Source organism: Chitinophaga sp. CC14, from assembly GCF_048957795.1.
GTDB classification, from domain to species: Bacteria; Bacteroidota; Bacteroidia; order Chitinophagales; family Chitinophagaceae; genus Chitinophaga; species Chitinophaga ginsengisegetis.
Window position 1 is genome coordinate 611,260 of sequence record NZ_JARBFY010000001.1, and the last position, 16,829, is coordinate 628,088.

Below are 16,829 nucleotides of genomic sequence, written 5' to 3' on the forward strand. Positions count from 1 at the left end.
TCAACAAAAAATAAGATGTCAGCTATATGGCATCTGTCATTTACAGCATATGTCAGAACTAAGGATATATAATTCATTACACCGTCAGAAAGAAGTATTTACACCTTTACACCCGGGCCACGTTGGTATGTATGTGTGCGGACCCACCGTATCCGGCGAATCACACCTCGGCCACGCCCGCCCCTATATTACATTTGATGTAGTATTCCGCTATTTAAAATACCTGGGATATAAAGTACGTTATGTTCGCAATATTACCGACGCCGGCCACTTTGAAGAAGAAGGCCGCGCGGCGGAAGATAAAATTTCCAAATTTGCCGTACTCGAAAAGCTGGAGCCAATGGAACTGGTACAGAAATACACCAATCTGTACCACTGGGCCATGCTGCAGTTCGGCAACCTTGAACCAAGCATAGAACCTACTGCCACCGGGCATATCATTGAGCAGATTGAAATGATCAAAACGATCATGGAAAAAGGCTACGCATATGAAGTAGACGGCAGCGTGTATTTCGATGTTAAGAAATATGCCGCCAACTACGACTACGGTATCCTCAGCGGCCGCGTACTGGAAGATATGCTGGAAACCACCAGGGAACTGGAAGGCCAGGATGATAAACATAACAAAGCAGATTTTGCCCTCTGGAAAAAAGCACCACCAGAACATATTATGCGCTGGCCCAGCCCGTGGGGCGAAGGTTTCCCGGGATGGCATATTGAGTGCTCTGCCATGAGCGCTAAATACCTGGGCGCCCAGTTCGATATTCACGGTGGCGGCATGGACCTCCAGTTTCCACACCACGAATGCGAAATTGCACAAAGCGAAATTGCACATGGCGATATGATGGCCCGTTACTGGATGCACAATAACATGATCACCATCAACGGCCGTAAAATGGGTAAGTCTTATGGCAACACCATCAAGCTTACCGAAATGTTCACCGGTGAAAACCCGCAGCTGGAAAAGCCATACAGTCCTATGACCATCCGCTTTTTTGTGTTGCAAACACACTATCGCGGTACCCTGGATTTCTCCAATGAGGCCCTGCAGGCCACGGAAAAAGGACTCCAGCGCTTATGGGCAGCTTATGAAACACTGCAGAAGCTGACGTATACAGCAGCCAACGGCCAGGGCATCAATGAAGAACTGGATAAACAGGTACGTCAGTGGTGCCTGGAATGCCCGGAATTCATGAACGACGATTTCAATACAGCGAAAGTACTGGCCAACCTGTTTGAACTTACACCGGTGATCAACTCACTGAAAGGCGGACAGATAAAAATGCACGAAATCAGTGAAGATACTTTCCAACTGTTACAACAAACCTGGAAAACCTATCTGGTGGATATTCTCGGCATACAACAGGAATCCATCGCCGGGGAAGATAATAAACTGGATGGCGTATTACAGATGCTGATTGAAATGCGGAAGGAAGCCAAAAGCCGCAAGGACTATGCAACCTCCGATAAAATCCGTAACGAATTATTGTCTGTAGGCATTCAGCTGAAAGATGAAAAAGACGGTACCGTTTCCTACAGTCTTCAATAAAATAAATATTCCGGAAGATAATGCGTAAAGCTCTTATTACACTGACAGCGCTGGCCTTACTGGCCGGCGCCTGCCAGCAGAATAGTCAGACAACCGATAACACCACCGACAGTACCGGCGACAGCAAAGTGGCGAAAGTGGATGTACCTGTACCTGTTTTCCAGGCAGATTCTGCATATGCGTACACCGCACGCCAGGTAAGTTTCGGCCCGAGGATACCTAATACGCCCGCACAGGAGAAATGTGCCGGCTGGCTGATCAGCAACTTCCGCAACTGGGCGGATACCGTGTATGTACAGCGCACTACTGTTACCGGGCCGAAAAACGAAAAACTGCCCTGTATCAATATCATCGCCAGTTTCAACCCCGCGGCCAAACAGCGCGTTTTGCTGCTGGCCCACTGGGATACCCGTCCCTGGGCGGATGAAGATGCCTTTGATAAAACAAAGAAGCTGGACGGTGCAGACGATGGCGCCAGCGGCGTAGCCGTATTGATGGAAGCCGCCCGGCAGTTCCACAAACAAAAACCGGAAACCGGCATAGACATTCTGCTCGTAGACGTGGAAGACTACGGCGCTAAAAATGATGAAAACTCATTTTGTCTTGGTACCCAGTACTGGGCTAAAAACCCGCATATTCCCGGCTACAAAGCAAATTACGGGATCCTCCTGGACATGGTAGGCGGACGCGGCACCCAGTTCTACATGGAAGGCTCCTCCAAACAATACGCAGGCGCACAGATGAAAATGTTCTGGGATGTAGCCAACAAACTCGGCTATTCTGATATATTCCGTTATGAAAATAATGGCGCATTTATCACGGATGATCATATCGCGGTAAATACCATCGCCAATATCCCGACATTCGATATCATTGCGTTACAGTCGAACAACGACTTTGCCCCTCACTGGCATACACAAAACGACAATATGGATGTGATTGACCGGAAAACGTTGCAGGCAGTAGGACAAACACTGTTGCAGGTAATCTATACACAGCCGTTTAGTTATTAATAAATTCACTGGAGCTCCGGGGTGAAGGATGATGTGACGTATTAACTTTAAAAAACAGTTTATGCCCAGGTCTAAAAGCACCCCGGACGCTGTTCCGGTACATTATGTGGCCCATCTCAGCAAGGATAAAAAGCTACAGCAAATTATCACCGGCCCGTTAACGGAGCTGACTATACGAAAAAACATCTGCCTGAAACTGATTGGCTCTATTATGAGTCAGCAGCTATCCACCAAAGTGGCAGATGTGATCTATTCCCGGTTTCTTGACCTCTATGGCCGCCGGGAGCCAACAGCGCAGCAAATACTGGATACCCCGCCGTTAACGCTTCGTGGTATTGGTTTATCCAATGCTAAGGTAACCTACGTGCAAAATGTGGCGGCATTCGTTATCGCCGAAAAACTGACCGACAGCAAGCTGAAAAAAATGAGCAACGACGAAGTGATTGCCTACCTCACACAAATCAAGGGTGTGGGCCGCTGGACAGTGGAAATGCTGCTGATGTTTCACCTGTGCCGCGAAGACGTATTTGCAATGGACGACTGGGGCTTACAACAGGCCATGATCAAGCTTTACAAACTGGACCCGGAAGATAAAAGAGCATTCCGGAATAAACTGGTTAAAATCTCTGAAAAATGGTCGCCATACCGTACACATGCCTGCCGCTACCTTTGGTCGTGGAAAGATAATACCCCGGATAAATAACTTTACATATACAGTGCGTAGCACGGTTGTAAATTTGTGTTATGAGTGTGCAGGGAAGTTTTTTCAATGAAGAGGATGCCGGGAAGATTTCATTACTGAATGGAGAGCTGGCTTACTATCCGCAGTTTTTTAACCTGCCGGAAAGCGACCATTTCATGCAGGTCCTGCAGAACACTATTACCTGGAAACAGGAATCTATGAAAATATACGGCAAAGAGGTATTATTTCCACGCTTAATGGCCTGGTATGGCGATGCAGCCAGCTCCTATGGATTCTCCGGAAATATCTTTTCCCCGGAAGCATGGACAGCCGAATTACAACAGATACGTGACCGCATTACACCGGTGAGTGGCCAGGCGTTCAACAGTGTGTTACTGAACCTTTACCGCAATGGCAACGACTCTATGGGCTGGCATGCAGATGATGAGCCGGAACTTGGGCGTAACCCGGTAATTGCCTCAGTAAATTTTGGCGCTACACGTCGTTTCCAGCTACGCTATAAAAGTGATCATCAACGGAAATACGAACTATCACTGCAACACGGCTCCCTGCTCGTTATGAAAGGGCCACTACAGGAATACTGGGAACACCAGGTTCCCAAAACCACTAAAATATCACACGGAAGAATTAACCTCACCTTCCGGTTTATCCACCCTTAAAAGACGGCATATACTATGAAAAACCTTGTATTATTAATCGGAAATGACATCAACAACATCTCCCGCGGCCAAAGCTGGAAAGACCTGCTGCAGGATATTATCACCTTTTGCCACGCCGGCGATTGTGTGGAACTGGACGATAAAAAACCATTCCCGCTCCTGTATGAAGAAATCTTTTTAACCGCCAGCAAAAATCACCGGATAAGAGAAAAAGATCTCAAATCATTTATCGCTATCAAAGCAGCAGAAATAAAAGCCAACCCGCTGCACAGCGCCATCCGGGAGCTGAAGCCGGCACACATCCTCACTACCAACTATGAATTTACGCTGGAAGGACAGATACCATTGGAGAACACCAGTATCATCAAGGAAAAGTTTTACAGCATTTTCAGGAGATATGAAGTAGATGATATCCAATACTGGCATATTCATGGCGATTGTCTCAACCCCATGAGTATCAACCTGGGATTTGAACACTATGGCGGCCAGTTACAACTGATGCGCAACTACGTGGTGAGCGGCACCGTATATTCTTCCAAAGAAGTACCCAAGCCTTCGCTGCTCCGGCGTATTCATGCCAGGGAAGTGTATTTTCACTCCTGGATAGATCTCTTCTTTACAGATGATATCCACATCTTTGGCCTGTCGCTCGATTTTGTGGAAACGGATCTCTGGTGGCTGCTCACGTACAGGGCAAGGCAAAAGTTTCATCATAAAAATGTGCCGGTCCCCAATCACATCTTCTACTATATTCCGGAAGAATATGTGGCAGCATCTAAATTTAAACTGGACCTGCTCACCGCAAATGATGTAACCATTGTAAGCCTTCCCGGCAAAGATAAACTGGGCTACTACGAATCTATTATCAAACAAATCGGGAAGACCCGTCAAACGGCCCACCATAGCAGCACCAGGTAATACCAGGGCCTAAAAGTGAGACTGGCAGCGTTTTTGCAAAATATGGAGCAATCCTTCAAAAGAGACAACCTCATGACTCCTTTTGTTGTTAATTATTAAAATCTATATTTTATGTTACTTGAATTAGCAATCACCCTCGCCACCACCTTTATGGCCCCGGTACAAAGCAAACAACCACCCGCCAAAACACAGGTTATTTATGTAAAAGAATCAAAGGAACCCTGCACTGGTGTGGCTCCTATGGAGTGTTTGCAGATAAAAGGAGTAAATGATACAGACTGGTCCAACTTATATACCAATATCAACGGCTTTAAATATACCCCCGGCTACCGCTATAAGCTCAGGGTAAAAATTACCCAGGTAAAAAATCCGCCGGCAGATGGCTCTTCCCTGAAATATACCCTCACCAAAGTGTTGGAAAAAAAGAAGATCAGCAGCGCAGCTTCATCTGCTATCGCCGGAAAAAAATGGGTATTGGTGAAAATGGATAATGAAGATATTTCGGATGGCGCCATCTGGATGGAGTTCGACGCCGGTAAGAAACGTATTCATGGTAAAAGTGGTTGCAACAATATGATGGGCGCATATACCACCTCCGGCAGCAATATCACCTTTTCCAAAACCGCCGGCACCCTGATGGCTTGCCCCGACAGAGACATGATGCGCCGCGAAACCGCCTTCATGAAACAATTAGGCGATCAAACATTTCAATATACCGTATCCGGGCAAACGCTGAACCTCGTCCAAAATGGCAATACCGTACTGCAATTCCGCCTGGAAGAAAAAGATGGCAGCGCTTCCAATAACAACTGGGCAGCTGTTGGTAATAAAAAATGGACCTTGAAAATGATCAATGACGGAGTAATCAGTAACTCCGGTGTCTGGCTGCAGTTTGATGAAGGCAAAAAACGTTTCAGCGGCAAAGGCGGCTGTAACAATATTTCCGGTGGCTATACCGCCCTTAAAAATAAGATCACTTTCACACAGGCCATGAGCACCCGCATGATGTGCGGCGATGCAGATGTAATGCGCCGTGAATCCGACTTCCTGAAACAACTCGGCGGACATACCTTTACCTACACCGTAAACGGAGAAACCGTTGATCTCCACGAAAACGGCAAATTGGTGATGCAGTTTACACTGGAAAGTAATGGCAACGATCATCAGGGCAACGCTTCAAACAATAACCAGTGGGCTTTCATTGGCAGCAAAAAATGGAACGTGATCAAACTGAATGACGCTACGCTAAGTAACTCCGGTATCTGGCTGGAATTTGATACCAATCAAAAACGTTTCCACGGAAAAGGCGGCTGTAACAGCATTTCAGGTGGATACAACGCCGCCGGCGATGAAATAAAATTCACACAGGGCATCAGCACCCGCATGGCCTGCCCGGATGCAGATGTAATGCGCCGTGAAGCTGAATTCCTGAAACTCATCAGTGATAATACTTTCCGGTATGATGTGGCTGATCAAACATTAAATCTCTATAAAGACGGGAAAATTGTGGTGATGTTTGGCATGCAGGATAAAACACTGTAACATTATTTTCAGATAATCCATCATAGGAAAAGCAGCAGGGTCCGGCCTTTGCTGCTTTTTTATATTTAATATCGTCCATTAAAAAGAACGCAACATCAGCAAAGTTATTTGTATCACCGCTGCATATAGCCGGTAGGGCTTTCCCCGGCAAACGCCCTGAACTCGCGGGTGAGATGTGCATGATCATAAAAACCGTGGTCCAGCGCCAGCGACAATAAGTGAGGACTGGACAGGCTTTTCAGCTGCTGCTTTAAACTTAGAAATCTTACAATACGTGTGAAAGTTTTCGGAGATACGCCGGTTGTATACAAAAAGTGGCGTTCAAAATTACGGGGACTCATATATGCCTGTGCGGCCAAAAAATTTACTGCTATGGCTCCCTTCGATTGCCTGATCTGCGCAATACTATGCTGCATTTTTCCGGAGATGATATTACCGGCCGGCAACCGCTGTAAGAGGAACTTTTCCAGGCACACTACTTTTGCAGTTATCCCCGATGCCTTCAGTAGCAATGGCTCCAGCGCCACATGCCATCCGGAAGAAATATCGCGCAGGGGAACATGATCATCCGTAATCAGTTGTAAAGGCAAACCTGTAAAACCACTCAACCCGCCCGGTTTGAAACGGATTCCTAACAAATAGGTATTTGCATGGAAGGCAGTATCATGGAAGGTAGTCATGGTGCCTACTACAAAAGCGTTACCTGGCATTATTTTCAGCGCTCCATCGGCTGCAGCGATGATGTCTTCACTAATATTAAAAATAATATCAGCACACGTATCCGGTAATATACGCTGCTGCATAAAATGCGGTCCACCAGCTACCCAGTAGGCGTCTACATATGTAGTCAATAGCGGATGTGGCCGGAACTCTTTATACATGCCACTAAATTAAAACATTATTACGAATGGCGGTTTTATACACAACTCCGCCAATGCAAGAAAATCTTCGCATAACTATCTGTGTATAAAACCGCAATCCGCAATTTTTAATTCATCACGCTTACTTCGCTGCTACGAGCTTGGGATGATATGCAAACAACATCGCGTTGGATACATTATCTCCTACCGCAACCACTACAGGCACTGTGGTGGCTTTCTGCACAGGTACCTGCACCAAAAGGGTGTTACCATCTGCACGCAGAATTTGCGCAGGTACGTTCCCAAAGTTCACTTTATTTTCGTGTAAATCTTCACTAAAACCGTGTCCTTTAATCAGGAGGAAATTTCCTGCATGTCCTTCTACAGTTACTACTTCAGCGGTGTTTTCTGTTGAATTCGGGGAACAGGCCGTCATGGCCATAATTAACAGCATAAGGGCTGTCACAAACAATTTAAACTGTGTCATCTTTTTTTTCTTCTTTTTGGGGGGTCACAACCCTGTTACAAATAATTCACCGGGGTTAACACTATTGCAATTGCAACTCTTATCGGCAACAGTATATATTCGGTATTCAAACGGACGCAAAGGTACAATCATTCCTTCAATAAAAAAACAATCGATCAAAAAAATACGTAGAATTACGGATACGGTTATATGATTTTATTGCTTCAACACCAATTCTATTGACCCATAAAAATCTTTTCTGCGATTCATTTACCAGATACCCAATACTTTCCACCAACCGCCGCCAATGCCTATCCAGATAAGGATAAGCACGATGCTCAGAATAAACCCGCATCTCCACCAGTCTTTCAGATCTACATAAGTACTTCCGAAAAATACCGGCGCAGGTCCATGACCATAATGGGTAAGTGTTCCGAAGATGCCACCGCAGTATCCCAGCGCCAATGCGAGCAACATACCCGGTATACCTACAGAAATACCCACGCCTAAAAACGCGGAATACATCGCCGCCACATGGGCCGTAGCGCTGGCGAAAATGTAATGACTGTAAAAATATACCAGCACTATAATCGGGAAAGCTATCGTCCACTTCATACCGCCTACTTTCTGTTTGATCAGATCACTGAACCACGGAATGAAACCCAGGCTGTTCAGGAAACTTGCCATCATTACCAGCGCAGAAAACCATACAATGGTGTCCCATGCGCCTTTCTCCGACTTCACATCATCCCAGGTGAGCACCTGTGAAATAAGCAGGAATACCAATCCTATCAGGGCGGTAGTGGTAGCATCTATTCCAAACAGATCTCCTGTTATCCACAGGAACAGCAGGATCACAAATGCCAGCAGCATCAACCACTCGTTCCGGTGCACCGGTCCCATTTCCTTCAGCTTTTCAGATGCCATAGCAGGCGCATCTCCTGTCGACTTCAACTCCGGCGGATATATCTTATACAGTATCCACGGCACTGCAATAATGGAAATAATCGCCGGCACCACTGCCGCTGTGAACCACGACATCCAGGAGATATCAATACCCAGGTTTTTCGCAAACTTCTGACACATAGGATTACTCGCCGTACCTGTTAAAAACAGGGAAGACGTAATAAGATTCATGTTATAACTGTTCAATGTAAGATAGCCGCCCAGCTTTCGGTGAGTAGCCGGGTCTTCCGGCATGGAACCAAAGTTGATGGCCATAGATTTCATGATGGGATAAATAATACCTCCTCCCCGCGCGGTATTACTGGGCACCGCCGGCGCCAGTACGAGGTCGGCCAAACCCAGTCCGTAAGCCAGTCCCAGCGAGCTGCGGCCAAACACACGGATAAACAGGTAAGCAATACGTTTTCCTAAACCGGTTTTAATAAATCCCCGCGCAATAAAAAAAGAAATACCTATCAGCCAGATCACTTTATCACCAAAACTGCTAAGTGCCAGCGTAATGGATTTCGCCGGATCACCCGGCGCCAGCACACCGGTGATGGCCACCAGCGTAATAGCCACCACCGACATAGTGCCCATGCTTGCCGCCTTCATAATGATACCTACAATGGTTGCCAGGAAAATAGCCAGCAGATGCCAGGCTTCCGGCTTCACTCCCTCCGGCGCCGGGATGAACCAGATCAGCAAACCTACCGCGAGCGTAATTAACAGTTGTGGATACTTGATTTCTTTCATATAAACTCACATTTATTAAAACCTGCATTGTACCTGCACAATCAGCAGGTTGCTGTTATGCGTTTTTGTTCCGGGAATATCTTTGTTATACTGGTCTATCTGCATTCCTAACTGAATACGGCCACCATAATCTTTCAGAAAAGCCAGGCTGACCATGGGGATATAGGATTGCCGGATAGCGCCATTATGTTTTTTGTTTTCATCAAAATATTCATAGCGCATGGAAAGCTCGATAGAGGTCAGCTTATGATAGCTGATCTTATAGCGCAAATTGGGAAGCACGTATATTCCATCCATAATATAACGGCCTACTCCTTCCCCACCGCGGATACTGTCTGGCAGGGCGTAATAGAGCTGGTGATTGTTACCTTGTTTGTATTCCGACTGCAACTGCAGATCCCATTTGGGCGCCAGCGGAATTACGCCGCTCACATCTACTCCCACAGCATACACTTGCTGTCGTTTCACTGCGCCAAAGCCTCCATTCAGTCCCAGCGAAAGTTTATTCATCTCTCCGAATTCCAGCCGGGCCGTTCCCAGTTTGCCGTTGTCGTTATCTGATGGCTGGTTGCGGTTGTTCCCATTCACCACGGAAACAGCATACTTCATAGGGATCTTACTGTCCTGGTTAAATGACCCGAACATCGACACACCGATCTGGAAGCTTTGCCAGCCGTTGCTGCCGAACGCAGCGTATTGATTGGAGAAATCCATCGACTGGATAATATCTACAGGGTACAGATCTTCCAAACCAAAAGATGGCCGGAATTGCCCCACGGTGAAGTTAACTGCATCGTTCCAACGGTAAGAGATATACGCATTTTCAAGGACCTTCCCTTTGGTATCTCCGGAAAATTCAGCCAGGTTAATCAGCACTGCTGCCGTAAAACGGTCGCTTACCTGCGCTTTGGCCTGTAAACGCGCACGCTTGATACTGAAACTGTTTCGCACTACTTCTTCTGCATTTGGTTGATGCATCCCGTTTACATCCACATCACGCACCAGCGACCCGGTATACCTGGCCTGGAAAACACCCCCGAAAGATATCTTCTTGATAAATCCGGCTATTTTTTCGATAGAAGAATCCCTGGCAGTAGTATCTCCCGGCGGCCATGCAGATGCGCTGGCAGAAAAGACACAGACAAAAAACAGGATAGCAAGGAATAAGGTTCGTTTATGCATGCACGGTTGTTATTAGATGTTGGAAACAGCCTATGGGGATAACACCATGCAACAAAAAAATGTTTTCAGTAAAACAGCGTTAATCCGCAATAAAAAGTCCCGCACCGGGGCTACCAGTGCGGGACTTTCTGATCAAATGCTTACCAGTCGGTTATTTCACCAGTTTCAGCTCATTAATAATATTTTTTGCACCGCCCAGTTTGTCAATGCACCACAGTACGTAACGTACATCTACACAGATAGTACGATTGTACTCGGAATCAAACTGAATTTTATGACTCAGTGCTTCGTAGTTACCATCAAAAGCAAGCCCAATCAGTTCGCCGTTGGCGTTGATAACAGGAGAGCCGGAGTTACCGCCGGTGATATCGTTAGTTGTGATAAAGCCTACTACAATATCATTGCGTTTGGCATCTTTGTACTGACCGAAATCTTTTTTATTGTACAGGTCAACATAATTTTCAGGCAGGTCAAATTCATAATCACCCGGTACATATTTCTCTATTACCCCTTTCATGGTGGTTACGTAGTCGTAGTGCACGGCATCACGCGGAGAATATGGTTTTACCTGGCCATAAGATAAGCGCATGGTAAAGTTGGCATCAGGATACCTGTTGGCGTTAGGATTCATCTGCATAACACCTTTCAGGTAAGCCCGGCCAAGATCGTTATTCTTTGTATTGAACTGGTTATATAACGGCAGGTATTTACCTACATAATTTTTGATGAATGCGTTGGCATAGGCGAATACCGGATCATTCTGCAGGGTTACTGCATCCGGGTTTGCTACAAATGCGTTCCATTTGGCATCATCAAAAATAAACGTGTTGGCCATTAAGGAAGCAGCCCAGGTATTGTATGTTTTGTCTTCATCAAGAGGACCGTATTTTGCTTTCAGTGCATCATAAAAACCAATCGGATGTTGATCTTTGGAGATGTCTGTGTAGAACATATGACAGGTAGCTGCGAGGATTTTCTGGTCGGATGGTTTGTTTTCTCCTTCCAGGAATGCTTTACGCGCTTTATCAGCTGCATCTACTGCCTGTTTAACGGCATCTTTAGGAGCGCCCGGTGTTACCAGTGCTCTTTCCACGGCCGTTAGAGAAGCCGCAAAAGCCGCTACCGGGGAACCCATGATACCTTCATTCAGGTAAGTGCGTTGTTTGGCGTAGGGAGTCCATGCTTTATAGGCTGCCTCGTAGTCGGAAAGGATATTGGCAAATTCAGGTTTGCCCTGTGCCCATTTAGCAAAAGCAGCTTCCTGTTTTTGTTTATCGGCCAGCACACCGTGTTTCTGCAGTTGCTTTGTTTCACCGTCAAAAAACTTCCAGTAGTTGGCTATTCCGGCATAGGAAGATGCCAGCTGCAGTTTTACCGCAGGATCTTTCTTCATCTGCTCAAACATAGCCTTCAGTCTTACATCGCGGAGATTTACCACGGAAGGGTTTTCGATAGCAGTTTTCAGCTGTATGCCGTAAGAAGTTTCATAACGGTTGGTACCACCGGGGTAACCGAAAATCATGGCATAATCATTTTCCTTTACCCCCTTGATAGATACCGGGAGGAAATGTTTTGGCTTTAAAGGCACATTGTCTGCGGCATAGGCAGCAGGCTTGCCGTCTTTACCGGTATATACACGGAACACGGAGAAGTCGCCGGTGTGGCGGGGCCATTCCCAGTTGTCGGTATCACCGCCAAATTTACCCACGCTTTCAGGAGGCGTACCTACCAGGCGGATATCTTTATAGCGCTCGTATACAAACAGCAGGTATTGATTGCCTTTGAACATAGGCACCACCTTCGCTTCATAGCCGGTGTTGGCAATGGTTTTAGCGATAATTTCGCCATATACCTGTTGTTCTTTCTGGGCTCTTGCAGCGCCATCAAGTCCTTTCAGGGCGTCTTCCACTTCCTTGCTCACATCTTCCACTCTTACCAGGAATTGTACAGACAGCTGGGAAGAAGCAATTTCTTCCTGTTTATTTTTTGCGTAGAAACCGTTTTTCAGGTAGTTGTGTTCTACAGAACTGGCGGCGGCAATAGCGCCGTAGCCGCAGTGGTGGTTAGTAAAAATGAGGCCTTCATTACTTACAATTTCACCGGTACAGCCGCCACCAAAAATAACGATGGCGTCTTTCAGGGATGCTTTATTAATGCTGTACAACTGTTCTTTCGTCAGCTTCAATCCTTTCTTCACCATGTCGTTGTACGTTTGCTGCCCCAGTAAATAAGGCAACCACATGCCCTCATCTGCTTTAGCCCATTTGATACTTACGCTAAGCAATAAGAGCAAAACCAGTAATTTTTTTCTCATATTAAGTCAGGTTTTGTTTTTAAGGACCTCAAACCTAGCTAATTTTTTGTTACCGGGCGCAGGTATAAGGACCAATGGCCACAAACATCTGATAAATATTAAAATATGATCCGGGCGTGAACAAAAAAACTGGAATATGTTTTGATAAAGGGGTACGGCCGGAAGGCTGTGCCAGTATTTAAAAACACAAAAAAATCGTCGGAACATGAAAAAGATATTCTTACTGGCGGGCATTGCCGCTTTATTTGCCTGTAACGAGAGTAGCACTCAACAGGAAAAGAAAGAAGAAATAAAGGAAGACATTAAAGAAGCCGGGCAGGATATAAAATCTGCCGCCAGCAGCACGGGCGATTATTTATCCGAGCAAAAGAAACAGGCGGAAGAAGCTATTCAGGAGCGTATCCGGGAAATAGACAAAACCACGGAGGAGTTAAAGAAAGAAGGAGACGAGAAAAGTGTGGCTGCCCGGAAAAAACTGGAAACGCTGAAAACACAGATGAACAAAAAGCTGGAAGACGTAAAAAACAGCAGCGCCGATAAATGGGACAGCACCCGGGCAGCCGCCGACCAGCTGATGAAAAAATCTGATAAGGAGTGGACAGATTTCAAACAGGATTTTAAAGATCTCTTTAAGAAAGATGAATAGAGGGCTGCGGTATTGCTTCAAAATTCCACAATCCTTGTTCCTTGAACATTAATCTTGTAATTTTACCCGGCTTAATAGATTTGGATTTGCTACTTTCTTACTATCAGGAATTATTAACAGAAGCCGGCTGCGATGAAGCCGGAAGAGGATGCCTGGCGGGTCCTGTGTTTGCTGCGGCCGTCATTCTGCCAAAGAATTTCAGACATCCGTTGCTGAACGATTCCAAGCAGATGAAACCGGCAGACCGGGAAAAGCTGAGAAAGGTGATTGAAAAAAAAGCAGTATGTTATGCCGTGGCAAGTGTAGATAATGTGGAAATAGACAAGATAAATATACTGAAAGCTTCTTTCAAAGCTATGCACCTGGCGTTGGAGAAGTTACAGCAGCAACCTGAATTTATACTGGTAGATGGTAACCGCTTTTATGCATACGGCAATACGCCACACGCCTGCATTATACAAGGCGATGGCATATATGCCTCTATTGCAGCAGCTTCCATCCTGGCCAAAACCTATCGTGATGAATATATGCAGCAGTTACATGCCACATATCCACACTTTGGCTGGAATGAGAACAAAGGATACCCTACCAGGCAACACCGGGATGCCATCCGGGAATTTGGCGATACGCCATTTCACCGCAAAACATTCCGTTTGTTGCCGGAGCAGCTGGAACTGGATTTATAGCTTTTCGTTATCTAAAAGCTAAATGCTGACAGCGAGTCGCTCTGTTAACCTTATACTTATTAATTTTGCCCTGACAGGGAATAATTATGTTAAAGCAGACACAACAGCAGAAATTATTACAGAAACTTTCACCCCAGCAAATTCAGCTCATGAAATTGCTGCAGGTACCTACTGTGAACCTGGAAGAGAGGATCAAAGAGGAACTGGAAGAAAATCCGGCATTGGAATATGGCGAAGAGGCAGGTGAAGACGAGTTCAAAGAACAGGAAGAGTACGAAGCACCGGCGGAAGAAGATGAATTTGAACCCGACGGCAGTGAAAATGAGTACGACAATATCGATATTTCTGAGTATGTAAGTGAAGGAGATGATGATGTGGCGGATTACAAGCTGCGTGATGATAACTATCCTGATCCGGACGAAAGCAATAAAACCATCCCGATCAGGGTGGAAACATCTTTCCATGAACACTTATTGAGCCAGCTGGGCATGCTCGAGCTGGACGACCACCAGAACGCCATTGCCGAACATATCATCGGCAGCATAGACGACGACGGTTACCTGCGCAGGGAAATCAGCTCTATGGTGGATGATCTCTCCTTTTCGCAGAATATTGACACCACTGAAGAAGAAATCAACTCCCTGATCAAAAAGATCCAGGATTTTGATCCGGCAGGCGTATGCGCCACCGATCTGAAAGAATGCCTCTTACTTCAGCTGAAACGTAAAGCACAGGACGATCCCGGCGTACACAACGCCTACCTCATCCTCGAAAACTACTTCGACGAATTTACCAAGAAGCACTATGAGAAGATCCAGAAGGCATTAGGCCTTTCTGACGAAGGACTGAAAGAAGCCATTACCCAGATCATCAAGCTCACACCTAAGCCAGGCGGCAATTTTGCTACGCTGAATAAAGCGGAGAGCTACGTACTACCCGACTTCTTTATTTTAAACAACGCCGGTAAACTGGAACTCACGCTGAATTCCCGTAATGCTCCCGATCTGCGCATTTCCGGTGGTTACCGCGAAATGCTGAAAGAGTACGACCGGGGCGACAAGAAAGATAAACGCCAGAAAGAAGCCGTACTGTTTATCAAACAGAAAATTGATGCTGCCAAATGGTTTATAGATGCCATCAAGCAGCGGCAACATACGCTGTTATCCACTATGGAATCTATCATGGATTACCAGCGCGAATTTTTCCTTACGGGAGATGAAACCACCATGAAGCCTATGATCCTGAAAGATATCGCGGATCGTACACAACTGGATATTTCTACCGTAAGCCGCGTGGCCAACAGTAAATATGTACAAACCGAATTCGGTACCTTCAAACTGAAATTCTTCTTCTCCGAATCCCTGTCTACCGACAGCGGCGAGGAAGTATCCACCCGGGAAGTAAAAAAGATCCTGTCAGACCTCATTGAAGCAGAAAACAAACGTAAACCGCTCAGTGATGAAAACCTCACAAAAATGCTGCAGGATAAAGGATATAACATTGCCCGCCGTACGGTGGCAAAGTACAGGGAGCAGCTGAATATTCCGGTAGCCCGTTTACGTAAAGAATTATAAGAACCACACCATGCAAGAACAAGCTGTTTTAGACCGGAACGGAAATATACGTTTGGAGCCGGAGTTTCCAAAGGCAATGAAATCCCTGGCACTGATCATTTCCTATCTCTCACATCCACTGTTCATTCCCCTGCTGGTGACATTCCTGGTGCTGGAATCCATTCCGGAATACATGGTAGCCTTTAAGCCGCTGAGCAAAAGGTTTGCCTTCGACATGCTGTATTTCAGGGTGGCTATTATCAGTATCGGGTTTCCGGTGCTCACGCTTTTACTGGCCAAGGCGCTGAAATTTGTTTCTTCCGTTCATATGAAAACCCAGCGCGACAGGATCATTCCTTATGTGGCCATGATCACCTATTACTTCTGGGCGTTTTATACTTTTCAGCAGGAAGGCAGGGCGCCAAAGTTCTACACGGCGTTTTTCCTGGGCGTGTTCCTGAGTGTTTCCATCGCTTTTGTTAGCAATAACTTTATAAAAACCAGCATGCATACCGTAGGCTGGGGCGGCGTGATAGGTCTTTTACTATCGCTGATGTGGGGAATGCATATGAACGTCTCCATACCACTGGTCATTACTTTCTTTGTAGCCGGCATTGTGGCTACGTCCCGCCTGGTACTGGAAGCGCATGAACCGCGTGAAATCTATATTGGTTTCCTGATTGGGATCGTTTCGCAGCTGGCCGCTTGCTGGATACTTGTAAAATAGGCATTTCACCATTCTATCCCTGCTCCCCTGCCGGTAAATGCTGAAACAAGTCAGCCACCAGCCAGGGATCAGGGAGAACAACATATTAGAATGGCGATAAAAAAATTTTGGGGTTTAACCTTGACCGCTTCACCGTTTCTTCCTCACATGGATGCAAGGCCGCAAGGCAGGCTAACAAACAATTTTAACAAACAGTAGGGGATTAACTTCAACAACTAAACTTGACACTACAAAAGTGAAACTTTCTGCGCTGATACTCAAGCGTATAACTACGCTTTTTAAAAATGCAGTAGAATTCTCACTTCCTGCG

15 protein-coding genes are annotated in these 16,829 nt (G+C 46.0%); 10 read left to right on the forward strand and 5 right to left on the reverse strand.

The annotated features are described in order from the left end of the window. Positions 1-49: 49 nt before the first annotated feature. From cysS to PV783_RS02630, 6 genes are all read left to right on the forward strand, one after another. Positions 50-1,549 carry a cysteine--tRNA ligase gene (cysS, locus tag PV783_RS02605; protein WP_420987027.1) on the forward strand — a complete coding sequence of 500 codons (1,500 nt, stop codon included), beginning with the start codon at positions 50-52 and terminating at the stop codon, positions 1,547-1,549. 20 nt (positions 1,550-1,569) lie between these two features. Next, positions 1,570-2,562 (forward strand): M28 family peptidase, encoded by a 993-nt coding sequence (locus PV783_RS02610; protein WP_111577267.1) that lies wholly within the window; start codon positions 1,570-1,572, stop codon positions 2,560-2,562. Positions 2,563-2,623: 61 nt separating this feature from the next. Next, complete coding sequence (locus PV783_RS02615) at positions 2,624-3,265, forward strand: DNA-3-methyladenine glycosylase family protein (RefSeq protein ID WP_420987028.1); 642 nt, start codon at positions 2,624-2,626, stop codon at positions 3,263-3,265. A 41-nt stretch (positions 3,266-3,306) separates the two neighbouring features. Beyond that, the gene (locus tag PV783_RS02620) at positions 3,307-3,924 is read left to right on the forward strand and encodes an alpha-ketoglutarate-dependent dioxygenase AlkB family protein (RefSeq protein WP_420987029.1); all 618 of its coding nucleotides are present in this window, start codon (positions 3,307-3,309) and stop codon (positions 3,922-3,924) included. 15 nt (positions 3,925-3,939) lie between these two features. Next, the gene (locus tag PV783_RS02625) at positions 3,940-4,842 is read left to right on the forward strand and encodes a hypothetical protein (protein WP_111577264.1); all 903 of its coding nucleotides are present in this window, start codon (positions 3,940-3,942) and stop codon (positions 4,840-4,842) included. A 111-nt stretch (positions 4,843-4,953) separates the two neighbouring features. Continuing rightward, positions 4,954-6,384, forward strand: a complete 1,431-nt coding sequence (locus PV783_RS02630) for an META domain-containing protein (protein ID WP_420987030.1) — start codon at positions 4,954-4,956, stop codon at positions 6,382-6,384. Between the two features lie 113 nt (positions 6,385-6,497). On the opposite strand, the gene PV783_RS02635 is transcribed toward PV783_RS02630, so the two are convergent. The 5 genes from PV783_RS02635 to PV783_RS02655 form a co-directional block, all read right to left on the reverse strand. Then, complete coding sequence (locus tag PV783_RS02635) at positions 6,498-7,265, reverse strand: AraC family transcriptional regulator (protein ID WP_420987031.1); 768 nt, start codon at positions 7,263-7,265, stop codon at positions 6,498-6,500. A 121-nt stretch (positions 7,266-7,386) separates the two neighbouring features. Further along, positions 7,387-7,731, reverse strand: a complete 345-nt coding sequence (locus PV783_RS02640; RefSeq protein WP_420987032.1) for an IPT/TIG domain-containing protein — start codon at positions 7,729-7,731, stop codon at positions 7,387-7,389. A 249-nt stretch (positions 7,732-7,980) separates the two neighbouring features. Beyond that, positions 7,981-9,411 carry an anion permease gene (locus tag PV783_RS02645; RefSeq protein WP_079471387.1) on the reverse strand — a complete coding sequence of 477 codons (1,431 nt, stop codon included), beginning with the start codon at positions 9,409-9,411 and terminating at the stop codon, positions 7,981-7,983. A gap of 15 nt (positions 9,412-9,426) precedes the next feature. Further along, entirely contained in the window at positions 9,427-10,593 is a 1,167-nt protein-coding gene (locus tag PV783_RS02650) for a porin (RefSeq protein WP_420987033.1), read from the reverse strand. 151 nt (positions 10,594-10,744) lie between these two features. Further along, positions 10,745-12,907, reverse strand: a complete 2,163-nt coding sequence (locus tag PV783_RS02655) for a S46 family peptidase (RefSeq protein WP_111577260.1) — start codon at positions 12,905-12,907, stop codon at positions 10,745-10,747. Positions 12,908-13,112: 205 nt separating this feature from the next. Here PV783_RS02655 and PV783_RS02660 point away from each other — a divergent pair, with 205 nt between their 5' ends. The 4 genes from PV783_RS02660 to PV783_RS02675 all read left to right on the forward strand — a co-directional run bounded on the left by PV783_RS02660 (position 13,113) and on the right by PV783_RS02675 (position 16,519). Further along, a complete protein-coding gene (locus tag PV783_RS02660; RefSeq protein WP_079471390.1) occupies positions 13,113-13,553 on the forward strand; it encodes a hypothetical protein in 441 nt (146 codons plus the stop codon). 86 nt (positions 13,554-13,639) lie between these two features. Further along, on the forward strand, positions 13,640-14,239 hold the full coding sequence (locus PV783_RS02665) for a ribonuclease HII (protein WP_079471776.1): 600 nt from the start codon (positions 13,640-13,642) through the stop codon (positions 14,237-14,239). Between the two features lie 149 nt (positions 14,240-14,388). Then, on the forward strand, positions 14,389-15,813 hold the full coding sequence (rpoN, locus tag PV783_RS02670) for an RNA polymerase factor sigma-54 (protein ID WP_235015971.1): 1,425 nt from the start codon (positions 14,389-14,391) through the stop codon (positions 15,811-15,813). Between the two features lie 10 nt (positions 15,814-15,823). After that, on the forward strand, positions 15,824-16,519 hold the full coding sequence (locus PV783_RS02675; protein ID WP_079471392.1) for a hypothetical protein: 696 nt from the start codon (positions 15,824-15,826) through the stop codon (positions 16,517-16,519). The last annotated feature ends 310 nt before the right edge of the window (positions 16,520-16,829 follow it).